Genomic DNA, 12,359 nt, shown 5'->3' on the forward strand with positions numbered 1-12,359 from the left:
GGGCCCACTAGCCAATACTCCTGTCTACTATGTCTGTCAGGTGAACCGACCCCACCCGCCTTAGCGGCGTGCGATCTCACCAAATAATTGCTCACGCAGCGGTTGCGCCCACTGCACATAACGTAATTCGCCGGTTTGCTGCCAGCGGACCTCAAACCACAGCAACATCAGATAATCCAGCCACGGTTGCCAGCGGCGGATCTGCTGCTCAAGGCGGGGAATATCGCGGTAGCCGCCGCATAAGGCATAGTATTGCAGCAATTGCCTTTGTTGCCGGGGCGCGTAGGCATTGCCGCGAAACAGGGCAGCAAACTCCAGTGCAATATCGGTGGCAGCAGCATATTCCCAATCAATCAACCTTTCCCCTCGCGGACTCGTTACCCAATTATCAGGATGGATATCCATATGGGCAATGGCCAGTTTCAGGGTCTGCGGCAGCGGACGCTTAATCAGTCGTTGATGCCAGCGCAGCCAGGCGGGGGTCAGGCGACGAACGTCAACCGCCTGCCAGTATGCCTGTAACCGCCGTTTGATATCCAGGGCATTACCAATGGGTTGGACACCATGCAATGTCGCCAGCATAGTGGCCAACTGTTGTTGCGTGGGCTGACTGAAAAACAGCGCCGGACTCTGCGTCTCGCCCTCCACCCAGTCAAGCAGCAACCAGGGTTTGGCCCATAATCGAACCGACGGTGCCAACGCAGCGGCCGACAGATGCCGCAACAGCCGTTGCTCACGCTGCCGGTCAATACCCAGCAGCCGTTTGTCGCGGCTACCCAGACGCGCCAGCGAGCGACGCTGTGGGCTATCAATCCGCCAGCTTTCGCTACTCAGTCCGGCTACGGGAATAAAACGACAACCGGCGGAATAATCCGCCGGAAGGTGTTTTTTGACCAGCGCGTCAAGACTGGCATTAATTTTGGACGGCACCGCTGCCCGACCAGACAATTTCACCGGTTTGCACCGTCATTAACTGCATATCCAACGTCGGTGATTTCACGTTCCCGCTGGCATCACTGTACAGCACATACTGGGCATTGACCTGACGCGCCAGGGCAATGGCTTTACTGCGCGATACCAGATTATCGTCCGCCGACAGTCCCATTGCCTGTTTGGCACTTTCCAGCTGTGAGGCAGGCACGATAGTAAAGGTATTATTGGACGCCAGCGCCGTATGCATTGCTGCGGTGATCTTGCCGGTTTGCAGTGAGCCGTTGGTGCTGTTTTTCACATTATCGAGCAGCAACACACTACCGACCTGCACACCGTCGGCTTTCAGCATTTTGGCCACTAACGGTTGTACCGTCGCACTCCAGTCAATCGACTGTACTTTTGGTGCCTGCGGTATCGTTGTTTCTACTGGCGGTTGGCCCGAGGTTTCCGGCGCGCCGATATTTGGCACGATATCCACCGGCGCAGATGGCTGCGGTTGGGTTTGCGGCGTCGTCGGTGTTTGTGGTTGTTGTTGCTGCTGCTGTTCCGTGGTTTGCGGAAGCATGATACATCCGCTTAGCGCCAACGTTGCCAATGCCACGATTAAATACTTTTTCATCAACCCTCTCCGTACGGGATGTTAAAGATAAAGGTGGACACGCACACTGTACGCATCGAGATTGCCATTTAGTGAAGAGATATCGATCGTTGCATTTGCCGGCACGGTAACCGTTCTCGGCTCGGCAAACGGCAGCAGGTCTAATCCCTGCTTATCATACCAATAGAAAACAAAGTTTATCTTGATTGGCTTGGGCTGATTGTTACTTAAAGACAGGGTGGCTTTTTTGCGGCCCTGATCGACAGAAAGTGCAGGTGAACCCGGAATAATGCCGGCGGTCAATACCGGCGATTCCATAATTACGGTTTGTCGGTTGTTCAGCGCAATTCCTGATTTGTTGCTGCAACCCGCAAGGCAGAGCAAGACAGCGCATGCCATCATAAATCGCATAACCTTCCCTCTATAAACAGCACGGTACCCGAAAGTTCGCGTATCGAAATGACACTATGCCCACACATGGTGGTATTGCAGCAACAGTGCTGCCACAAGGTTGCCGGTTTTTATGCCAGCAGAGGCCCCAGATGACGCCCGCCCACCAGATGCATATGAATATGATACACCACCTGGCCCGCATCTTTGTTGCAGTTGACAATTAAACGATAACCGCCCTCGGCAATCCCTTCCTGTTCGGCAATTTTGGCGGCGACGGTCATCATGCGGCCCAGCGCGGCTTCGTGCTCCGCAGTGACATCGTTCATGGTAGGGATCACTATATTGGGAATAATCAGGATATGGCTTGGTGCCTGTGGGGCGATATCGCGAAAGGCGGTAACCAACTCATCCTGATAAACCACATCTGCCGGAATTTCGCGGCGGATAATTTTACTGAAAATCGTTTCTTCGGCCATGCTAACTCTCCATTACAAAAAGCTGTGTTCGCAGTATGAGTGAGCCATTCCGCTATTTTCAAGCTTATTAGTAGCTTTCATTGTTAAATGCTGGCTTGCTGAGCGCTATCGCTGCTGAAAAAGGCAAAAAAAAAGGAGGCCGAAGCCCCCTCTGGATAACGCTGAACCATCAACAAACTCAATGGTTACGAATATAGTCGTCCATATCCGTTTTCAGGTTATCGGATTTGGTGCCGAAAATTGCCTGCACACCAGAACCTGCGACCACAACACCGGCTGCGCCTAACTTCTTCAGGCCTGCCTGGTCCACTTTGGACACATCGGCAACGCTGACACGCAAACGGGTAATACAAGCGTCGAGGTTGGTAATGTTTTCTTTACCGCCAAACGCCTGCACCAGTGATGCTGACATTTCGCTACCGCCCTGAGTGGATTGCTCAGTGGTGGTATCTTCACGGCCTGGGGTTTTCAGGTTCAATTTCACGATCAGCACACGGAAGATGGTGTAATAGATCAGACCATAAATCACGCCAACTACCGGGAACAACCAGATACGGCTGCTGTTGCCGCTCAGCACGATAAAGTCGATCAGACCGTGTGAGAAGCTGGTACCGTCACGCATGCCCAACAGAATACAGATTGGGAAAGCCAGGCCGGCAAGCAGGATATGGATGCCGTACAGCACAGGGGCAACAAACATGAAAGCAAATTCGATCGGTTCAGTAATACCGGTCAGGAATGCAGTCAACGCACCTGAAATCATGATACCGCCCACTTTGGCACGATTTTCTGGTTTGGCTGAGTGCCAAATCGCGATCGCTGCTGCTGGCAGACCATACATTTTAAACAGGAAGCCACCGGAAAGTTTACCCGCAGTCGGGTCACCTGCCATATAACGTGGGATATCACCGTGGAACACCTGACCGGCAGCGTTAACATATTCGCCAACCTGCATCTGGAAAGGTACGTTCCAGATATGGTGTAAACCAAATGGCACCAGTGAACGCTCTACCAGACCGTAGATACCAAAGGCGACAACCGGGTTCTGGTATGCTGCCCACTGGGAGAAAGTCTGAATTGCGCTGCCGATTGGAGGCCAGATAAAGGACAGAACGACGCCCAGGAAAATCGCTGCCAGGCCTGAAATGATCGGCACAAAGCGTTTACCGGCAAAAAAGCCCAGATACTCAGGCAGTTTGATGCGATAGAAGCGATTAAACATATAGGCAGCGACGGAGCCGGAGATAATCCCGCCCAATACGCCAGTATCCGCCAGGTGCTTGCTGATAATTTCTTCAGCAGGCAGATGCAAAACCATAGGGGCAACAACGGCCATGGTTTTCACCATAATGCCATACGCCACAACCGCCGCCAGCGCAGAAACGCCGTCGTTATTGGTAAAGCCTAATGCAACACCGATGGCAAAAATCAACGGCATATTAGCAAAGACTGAACCACCAGCCTCAGCCATAACTTGTGAAACAACGGCGGGAAGCCAGCTAAAGTTTGCGGAACCGACACCCAACAGGATACCTGCGATAGGGAGGACGGAAACGGGTAGCATTAGCGATTTACCGACCTTTTGAAGGTTTGCAAACGCGTTCTTAAACATATTGAGAGTGCTCCTGAGTAATGGTGCTTTATGTACTTCTCAGAGTGTTGAACCTATGCCAACAACCCTGTTGCAAGGCCTTTAAAAGCCTTTGCGGGCGAGGCATGTTTCTGCCCCTTTTAATTTTTACGAAGGGTAAAATAAATCCCTTTAATAATGTTTGATAGCAGTCACGTTTTTCTGAAAAACCCCTAATAATTAGCGTAAAAAGTTTACTGCCGTCGATTTTTTACGCGGAATATAGCAGGAGCAAACGGTAAAACCGCCGCAAAACGGGCAAGCACATTACCCGTTCGGGGGATTAATTACGAGATGGAAAATAAAAGAAAAAAGTTAACCGGTACCAGGGTCAGGACAGGAGGGAATTTTCGATGTGAAATAATCGTGAAAAGTTGGCGGTAGTGGCGGCTGCCAATGTCTCCAGGCTAACCCCTTTAAGTACCGCTAAATACTCCGCCACATCACGCACATAAGCCGGTTGATTCTCTTTGCCACGATGGGGAACCGGCGCCAGATAGGGTGAGTCGGTCTCAATCAGCAGACGGTCCAGCGGTACATAGCGCGCGGCTTCACGCAGTTGCTCGGCATTGCGGAAAGTGACTATCCCGGAAAAAGAGATATAGAACCCCAGGTCCAGCAACACTTCTGCAGCAGCTTTATCTTCAGTAAAACAGTGCAAAACTCCGCCACAGTCACCGGCCTGTTCTTCACGCAAGATATCCAGCGTATCCTGGCGCGCATCGCGGGTATGCACGATCACCGGTTTATTAAGCTCACGGCCTACGCGGATATGATGACGAAAAGAGTCCTGTTGCAGTTTAAGCTGTTCAGATTCTTTCTGATAAAAGTAATCAAGTCCGGTTTCCCCCATCGCCACCACCCGAGGGTCGGCCGCCAAACGGCGCAGCTCCTCAAAATCGTAGCCATCGTCGATATTTAACGGGTGAACACCACAAGAAAATGCCACCTGTGGGCGTGAGCCGATCAGGTCGGTCATGGCGCGATATCCTGGCAGCGTGGTGGCCACGGCGAGCATAAACTTCACATCGCGGGCCTCGGCTTTGGCCAGAACATCATCAATATCGCGGTGCAGATCCTGGTAATCAAGACCGTCGAGGTGGCAGTGAGAATCGACTAAAAACATAACGTTAACTCTTAAAGTTTGTCCCTGATGCCGGGTTGGCAAGCTAATACAATATGCCTGCGCAGCAATAAGGGGTTGGCTGGTTTACAGGGAATGTTCCCATGCAAGTAATTGTTCGGTCAGCAACAGCTCTCGGTTAACCCCTACCACACTGAGCAATTGCTGACGACACTGCATCCAGCGTTGCAGGGTTTGCTGTAACGCCGCATTGCCAAGGCTGTTGGCCAACTGGCTGAGCAAAACTGGCTGATCGAGGTTAATCACGTAGTCTGCGGCGCCCTGCTGATATTTGAGGGCGTCCAGCAACAGCGAGGATAACCAGTGCAAACGATCCACCACATCATCATGATTAAGCTGTGGCAGCAAAGACAGCAGATCGCCCTGTTGCACACTGGCCGCCAGTTGCTGACAAAGTTGTTCGCGCTGTTTCCAGCGATCCACTTGCAGTAACTCCAGGGCAGCTAGCGGCGTTCCACCGCCAAGACGCAACGCGGTCTGGATCGCCAGCGGTTGCTGCGGCAGTTGACGAGCGATCCACTGCGCCGCCAACGAGGTTTCCGGGGCGGCGAGATGCCAGTAAAAACAGCGACTGCGCAACGTAGGTAGCAATCTTGATGGTTCGCGGCAACCGAGGATAAAGTAGGTACGCGACGGTGGTTCTTCAAGGGTTTTTAACAAGGCGTTGGCGGCGGCTTCGGTAAGCAGTTCAGCCTGTGCTAACCACACCACTTTCGCCCCACCCTGCTGCGAATAGTTATACAACGTTTCAATCAACTGGCGAATAGGCTCAATGCCGAGGGCATTTTTGCCCTTTTCCGGTGCCAGCAGATGCCAGTCGGGATGATTACCGGCGATCATCAAATGACAACTGTGGCATTTGCCGCAGCTCTTGTCCCCTTGCGGATGTTGGCACAGTAACCAGCGACTCAGGCCATAGACCAGGGCGTCATCCCCCAGACCTTTGCTGGCATGCAGCAGCAAGGCATGGTGACCACGCTCCCCCTGATACTGTGACAGCAACTGCCGATAAGGGCCATTAAGCCAGGGATACCAATTCATCCCTGCGCGTCCTGCTGTTCCAGCCAGGCAATCAGTGTTTGACGAATAGACTCTGTCACCGCTTCCAGGCTTTGCGAGGCATCGATGGTTTTAATGCGCGCATCTGCCGCCGCCAGGCTGAGATAACGTTGGCGCGTGCGTTCAAAAAAGGCCATCGACTCTTGCTCAATGCGATCCAGCTCACCGCGCGCACGGGCACGCTGCAGGCCAATAACCGGTGAGAGATCGAGATACAAGGTCAAGTCAGGGCGAAAATCACCCAACACCGTATCCCGTAGCGAAGTCATCAACCGACTGTCAATACCGCGACCGCCGCCCTGATAGGCCTGAGAAGAGAGATCATGACGATCGCCCACCACCCAGGTACCACGCGCCAGCGCCGGTTTGATGACGTTTTCCACCAATTGCACCCGTGCTGCATACAGCATCAGCACTTCAGCCTTATCGGTCAGTTTTTCGCCTTCGATACCCTGTTTGATCAGATCGCGCAATTTCTCTGCCAGCGGAGTACCGCCAGGCTCGCGGGTAAACAGGATATCTTCAATCCCTCGTTCCCGCAGCGTATTGACCACCACTTCGCGTGCCGTGGTTTTCCCGGCGCCTTCCAGGCCTTCGATGACAATGAAGTTACTTTTCATTCTTGTTTTTTATCAGATCGCGATAAACGCGCACTGCCTTGTTATGGCTGTCGAGGTTAGTGGAAAAAGTATGCCCACCCTTGCCGTCGGCAACAAAATAAAGAAAATCGCTCTTCGCTGGATGCGCCGCGGCCTCAATGGAGGCTTCGCTGGGCATGGCTATCGGTGACGGCGGTAATCCTTCGATGACATAAGTATTATACGGGGTTGGCGTCTCGAGATCTTTCTTGCTGATCGTCCCTTTGTAGTTGTCACCCATGCCGTAAATCACCGTCGGATCGGTTTGCAGGCGCATGCCGATACGCAAGCGATTGATAAATACCGAAGCAACCTCTTTACGCTCATCTTTGATGGCTGTCTCTTTTTCGATAATCGAGGCCATGGTCAGCATCTCGCCCGGCGTTTTATAAGGCAGCGAGCTATCGCGGCCCTGCCAGATCTGATCGACGGTTTTCACCATGCGCTGATGTGCCCGCTTGAACAGCGACAGGTCGGTGGTTCCGGCCGTATAAGAATAGGTATCGGGATAGAGCCAGCCTTCGGCATTTTTGGCATCTTTCATTCCCAGTGCGACGGCAATTTCGTCATCACTTTTACCGACTAATTCGTGTTTGAGATAGTCGCTATTTTGCAACACTTTCATCCAGTCTTGCAGACGAAAGCCTTCCACAAAGCGCACCGTAAACTGCGCCTCTTTGCCGCTTTTTAACAGCTCAAGCATTTGCCGCACGGTCATACCTGCCGGGAAGCGATAGGTACCGGCTTTGAACTCGCTTAATTTCGGCTCAACGCGCAACAGCCAGGCGAACCAAAAGTGCGACTTGATCAGATGCTGCTCTACCAGCAGGTCTTCCAACCCCACACGCCCGGTACCGGCGGGCAAGGTAAAAATTTTCTCGGTGACAATGTTCAGTTTACGGTCGGCAAAACGCTCAACCTTGATATATCCCATGGCCAGCACCGCCAACAGGATCACAAACAGGGTACCTGTAATTTTAGTTTTTTTATAATTCATAACTTCTTCACTTTAAAAATTTTATTAAACCCTCAGTTGATGCAATGAGGGTGTAAAAAATCGAATAATTGCGATGCGTTATAATGCCAGTTCTCACTCTTTTTGACCGGAAGAATGGGCATCAGGGCATTACAAACGATGACTTCTTCCGCATCGGCCAGAGCCGCAGGGGGTAGGCTCACTATTTCCAGGCTGAATTCGCGACTATGCAGTAATTGCGCGATAATATGTTGGCGCATAATGCCGTCAACGCCGGCATAAGACAGCGCAGGGGTAAACACCTGCCGCCCTGTGCGCCAAAAAATATTGGCCGCGCAACACTCAACCAGCATACCGGCGGTATCCACCACCAGCGCTTCCTGTGCCTGGCTATTATCCAGGTGTGTGCGGATTAGCACCTGTTCGAGACGATTTAAATGCTTAAGCCCGGCCAGTAGCGGGTTTCGCGACAGCGCCACCGGACTTAATGCCAGTTCAATGCCCTGCTGTCGCCAGAGGTGATAATGCTGGGGGTAGCCACTTAACGACATCACCCGCGTAGGACCGACGGCACCCTGCGCGCTGTAGCCGCGTCCTCCCTCGCCGCGCGACAGTATCACTTTAAGCACCCCTTCAGCGCAGCCCAGAGCCGCTTCACGCATCTCGGCAGCCAGAGTGTGCCAGTTACATACCGGCATCATTAATCGCGCCACAGCGTCTTGCAGGCGAGCAATATGCGCACTTAACCGCTGCACCTCACCATTTTTGACCCAGGCGGTGGTAAAACAGCCATCGCCAAATTGTACAGCGCGATCGCCTAGGGAAATTGTCTGTTGCTGAACACCATTAACCCAAAACATGTTGTCTCTCTCCGTTCAGCGCGCAGCCTGGCCTGTTGCAATACGGCGATAGGTGCCGATATCAGTGGCGGCGATCGGCGACGACCATGCCATACCCCGCTTATGGATACCACGAGAGCATTCTGACTTTCAAGGCCTGACCGGTGGCATACAGACAGCAAAAAGGCCCGAAAATCGGGCCTTTCCTCGTTTTGCCAACCGAGCTTAGATTTTGCGGAACACCAGTGAACCATTGGTGCCGCCAAAGCCAAAGGAGTTGCACAAGCTATACTCCAAATCTTTGACCTGTCGCGCAACGTGCGGGACAAAATCAAGATCGCAACCTTCATCAGGATTATCCAGATTGATGGTTGGAGGTACCGCCTGATCGCGCAACGCCAGCAGCGTAAAGATTGACTCTACGGCGCCTGCGGCACCCAACAGGTGACCGGTCATAGATTTGGTCGAGCTGACCAGCACTTTGTGCGCATCGGCGCCAAAGACCGTTTTTACCGCCTGTGCCTCGGCTTTATCGCCTGCCGCCGTCGAAGTACCGTGGGCATTGATATAACCGATTTTCGCAGCGGTAATACCGGCATCACGCAAAGCATTTTGCATCGCCAGTGCGGCACCTGCGCCGTCTGCCGGTGGCGACGTCATATGGTAGGCATCGCTGCTCATCCCAAAACCGACAATCTCTGCATAAATTTTTGCGCCACGTTTTTTGGCATGCTCATACTCTTCGAGCACCATAATCCCGGCACCGTCACCCAGCACGAAACCATCGCGATCTCTATCCCACGGACGACTGGCGGCCTGAGGATTGTCATTACGCGTGGAAAGCGCACGGGCAGCGCCAAAACCACCAACGCCCAGCGGCGTACTGGCTTTTTCTGCGCCACCGGCCAACATCACATCGGCATCATCAAACGCGATGATACGCGCCGCATGACCGATATTATGCACACCCGACGTACAGGCAGTGGCAATGGAGATGCTTGGGCCACGTAAACCAAACATGATGCTCAAATGACCGGCGATCATGTTAACGATGGTTGACGGTACAAAGAATGGACTGATTTTACGTGGTCCACCGTTAACCAATGAACTATGGTTTTCTTCGATAAGACCCAAACCGCCAATCCCGGAGCCAATTGCAGCACCGAAACGCGGGGCATTTTCTTCAGTGACTTCCAGTCCGCTATCCTGCATGGCTTGAATACCGGCGGCAACACCATACTGAATAAAGGCATCCATCTTGCGTGCATCTTTGCGCGCGATGAAATCTTCACAGTTGAAATCTTTTACTAAGCCAGCAAAACGTGTTGCATAGGCACTAGTATCAAAATGGTCGATTAGGCTAATGCCACTCTGACCGGCAAGGAGAGCATTCCAGGTAGACTCTACTGTATTGCCGACAGGAGACAGCATGCCAAGTCCAGTCACAACAACTCGACGTTTAGACACGTGTGTCCTCCAGGGAGGGAAAAAAAATACCGTGGGACGAAAAAAACTTAGGCGGTCGAGCGACCGCCTAACTATCTAAACCTAAAACGAAAACAGGTTCGATTACACCTGATTGTTGTTGATAAAATCAATAGCTGCTTGAACAGTAGTGATTTTTTCAGCTTCTTCGTCAGGGATCTCGGTATCAAACTCTTCTTCCAGAGCCATAACCAGCTCAACGGTGTCGAGAGAATCAGCGCCAAGGTCGTCTACGAAAGAGGCGGAATTAACCACTTCTTCCTGTTTAACACCCAGCTGTTCAACGATGATTTTCTTAACGCGTTCTTCGATAGTGCTCATACTCTTAAATTTCCTATCAAAACTCGCTTTCGCGATGGTTTTCGTAGTGTATAAAATGTTGGAAAAGATGCAACTAAATCCCGGCTGATCAAACCACGAATTTGCTCTATTTTGCGGTTCTTACCGCAAAAAAGGCAAATAGTTTCGTAATTTTTAGATCATATACATGCCGCCATTGACATGTAACGTCTCACCAGTGATATAGCTGGCCTCGTCAGAGGCTAAAAATGCAACAGCGCTGGCAATTTCTTTTGCATCCCCCAACCGGTTGGCTGGAACTGATGACAAAATGCCTGCACGTTGATCATCTGTCAACGCCCTTGTCATGTCCGTCTCAATAAAGCCAGGAGCCACGACGTTGACAGTAATGCCGCGTGAAGCAACTTCCCGCGCCAAAGACTTGCTAAAACCGATTAAACCGGCTTTAGCCGCCGCGTAGTTCGCCTGTCCTGCGTTACCCATGGTACCAACAACGGAACCAATAGTAATGATCCGGCCAAACCGCTTTTTCATCATAGCCCGCATAACCGCTTTTGACAGCCGAAACACTGATGTCAAATTCGTATCCAGGATATCCTGCCACTCATCTTCTTTCATGCGCATCAGCAGGTTATCACGGGTAATGCCTGCATTATTAACTAAAATATCGATTTCGCCAAATTCAGCACGAATCGTGGTCAATACTTGCTCAATCGACGAGGAATCGATCACATTGAGCATAAAGCCTTTACCATTTTCGCCCAAATAAGCGCTGATAGCTTCAGCACCTTTTTCACTGGTCGCCGTACCAATGACGCGCGCGCCACCGGCCACCAGTTTCTCTGCTATAGCCCGGCCAATACCCCGGCTGGCGCCGGTAACCAAAGCAATTTTTCCGTCGAAGCTCATCATTTTCCTCTTCTTATTGTGCAAGCGCCGCTGACAGGCTGGCTGTATCGTTTACGGCCACCGCAGTCAGGGTGTCGACAATGCGTTTGGTCAGCCCGGTCAACACTTTGCCCGGACCTACCTCAACTAACTGCTCTACGCCTTGCTGAGCCATATATTCGACGCTTTCTGTCCAGCGTACCGGATTGTAGAGCTGGCGAATCAAGGCGCTGCGAATTTCTTGTGCCGAGGTCTCAACTTTGACATCAACATTGTTGACCACCGGATATTGCGGTTGGCTGAAGCTGACATTTTCCAGGGCCACAGCCATTTTATCAGCAGCAGGTTTCATTAATGCGCAATGTGAAGGCACGCTGACCGGCAATGGCAGTGCACGTTTGGCACCGGCGGCCTTACAGGCAGCACCGGCACGCTCTACCGCTTCTTTGTTACCGGCAATCACTACCTGACCAGGCGAGTTAAAGTTTACCGGGGCGACAACCTGACCCTCGGCAGACTCTTCACAGGCTTTGGCAATGGAAGCATTATCCAGGCCAATAATGGCATACATGGCACCAGTACCGGCAGGTACTGCTTCCTGCATCAGTTTGCCGCGCAGTTCAACCAGGCTGATCGCCTGTTTGAAATCCAGGACACCGGCACAAACCAACGCGGAGTATTCACCCAGGCTATGACCCGCCATCAGGACCGGCTCAGTGCCTTTTTCCTGCTGCCAGACGCGCCAGATAGCCACAGAGGCCGCCAGCAACGCAGGCTGTGTCTGCCAGGTCTTGTTTAACTCTTCTACCGGTCCTTGCTGGACCAGTTGCCATAAATCGTAGCCCAGTACGGAAGAAGCCTCGGCAAAAGTGGCTTCCACAACCGGATGCGTGGCCGCCAGGTCAGCAAGCATACCCAGCGCTTGCGAACCCTGCCCAGGAAAAACAACTGCAATCTTGGTCATTTTACTTATCCTGTTAAATCAAAAATGTCCGGAACA

At 52.1% G+C, this 12,359-nt stretch carries 14 protein-coding genes; all 14 read right to left on the minus strand.

All coding sequences use genetic code 11. The features are described from left to right. Positions 1–60: 60 nt before the first annotated feature. Complete coding sequence (locus GW590_RS08815) at positions 61–954, minus strand: phosphotransferase (protein ID WP_328803060.1); 894 nt, start codon at positions 952–954, stop codon at positions 61–63. Continuing rightward, positions 914–1,552, minus strand: a complete 639-nt coding sequence (gene lpoB, locus GW590_RS08820; RefSeq protein WP_169402658.1) for a penicillin-binding protein activator LpoB — start codon at positions 1,550–1,552, stop codon at positions 914–916. The genes GW590_RS08815 and lpoB overlap by 41 nt, the downstream gene beginning before the upstream one ends. 21 nt (positions 1,553–1,573) lie before the next feature. Then, on the minus strand, positions 1,574–1,942 hold the full coding sequence (locus GW590_RS08825; RefSeq protein ID WP_169402659.1) for a YcfL family protein: 369 nt from the start codon (positions 1,940–1,942) through the stop codon (positions 1,574–1,576). A 110-nt stretch (positions 1,943–2,052) separates the two neighbouring features. Continuing rightward, a complete protein-coding gene (gene hinT / locus GW590_RS08830; RefSeq protein WP_169402660.1) occupies positions 2,053–2,400 on the minus strand; it encodes a purine nucleoside phosphoramidase in 348 nt (115 codons plus the stop codon). Positions 2,401–2,578: 178 nt separating this feature from the next. Further along, positions 2,579–4,012 carry a PTS glucose transporter subunit IIBC gene (gene ptsG / locus GW590_RS08835; protein ID WP_169402661.1) on the minus strand — a complete coding sequence of 478 codons (1,434 nt, stop codon included), beginning with the start codon at positions 4,010–4,012 and terminating at the stop codon, positions 2,579–2,581. Between the two features lie 349 nt (positions 4,013–4,361). Continuing rightward, entirely contained in the window at positions 4,362–5,156 is a 795-nt protein-coding gene (locus tag GW590_RS08840) for a metal-dependent hydrolase (protein ID WP_169402662.1), read from the minus strand. A gap of 84 nt (positions 5,157–5,240) precedes the next feature. Then, the gene (holB, locus tag GW590_RS08845) at positions 5,241–6,215 is read right to left on the minus strand and encodes a DNA polymerase III subunit delta' (protein ID WP_169402663.1); all 975 of its coding nucleotides are present in this window, start codon (positions 6,213–6,215) and stop codon (positions 5,241–5,243) included. Continuing rightward, on the minus strand, positions 6,212–6,853 hold the full coding sequence (tmk, locus tag GW590_RS08850) for a dTMP kinase (RefSeq protein WP_169402664.1): 642 nt from the start codon (positions 6,851–6,853) through the stop codon (positions 6,212–6,214). Before tmk ends, holB begins: the two co-directional genes overlap by 4 nt. Then, positions 6,843–7,868, minus strand: a complete 1,026-nt coding sequence (mltG, locus tag GW590_RS08855) for an endolytic transglycosylase MltG (RefSeq protein WP_169402665.1) — start codon at positions 7,866–7,868, stop codon at positions 6,843–6,845. The genes tmk and mltG overlap by 11 nt, the downstream gene beginning before the upstream one ends. Before the next feature lie 32 nt (positions 7,869–7,900). Further along, positions 7,901–8,707: an aminodeoxychorismate lyase gene (gene pabC / locus GW590_RS08860; protein WP_169402666.1), complete on the minus strand. Its 807-nt coding sequence runs from the start codon at positions 8,705–8,707 to the stop codon at positions 7,901–7,903. 204 nt (positions 8,708–8,911) lie between these two features. Then, positions 8,912–10,153, minus strand: coding sequence for a beta-ketoacyl-ACP synthase II (gene fabF, locus GW590_RS08865; RefSeq protein WP_169402667.1), 1,242 nt, complete (start codon positions 10,151–10,153; stop codon positions 8,912–8,914). 102 nt (positions 10,154–10,255) lie between these two features. Further along, complete coding sequence (gene acpP / locus GW590_RS08870) at positions 10,256–10,492, minus strand: acyl carrier protein (protein ID WP_169402668.1); 237 nt, start codon at positions 10,490–10,492, stop codon at positions 10,256–10,258. Between the two features lie 153 nt (positions 10,493–10,645). After that, positions 10,646–11,380: a 3-oxoacyl-ACP reductase FabG gene (gene fabG, locus GW590_RS08875; RefSeq protein WP_169402935.1), complete on the minus strand. Its 735-nt coding sequence runs from the start codon at positions 11,378–11,380 to the stop codon at positions 10,646–10,648. A gap of 13 nt (positions 11,381–11,393) precedes the next feature. Next, a complete protein-coding gene (gene fabD / locus GW590_RS08880) occupies positions 11,394–12,323 on the minus strand; it encodes an ACP S-malonyltransferase (protein WP_169402669.1) in 930 nt (309 codons plus the stop codon). Between the last annotated feature and the right edge of the window lie 36 nt (positions 12,324–12,359).

The sequence above is a fragment of the Rouxiella aceris genome (genome assembly GCF_012933545.1).
Taxonomy (GTDB): Bacteria; Pseudomonadota; Gammaproteobacteria; order Enterobacterales; family Enterobacteriaceae; genus Rouxiella; species Rouxiella aceris.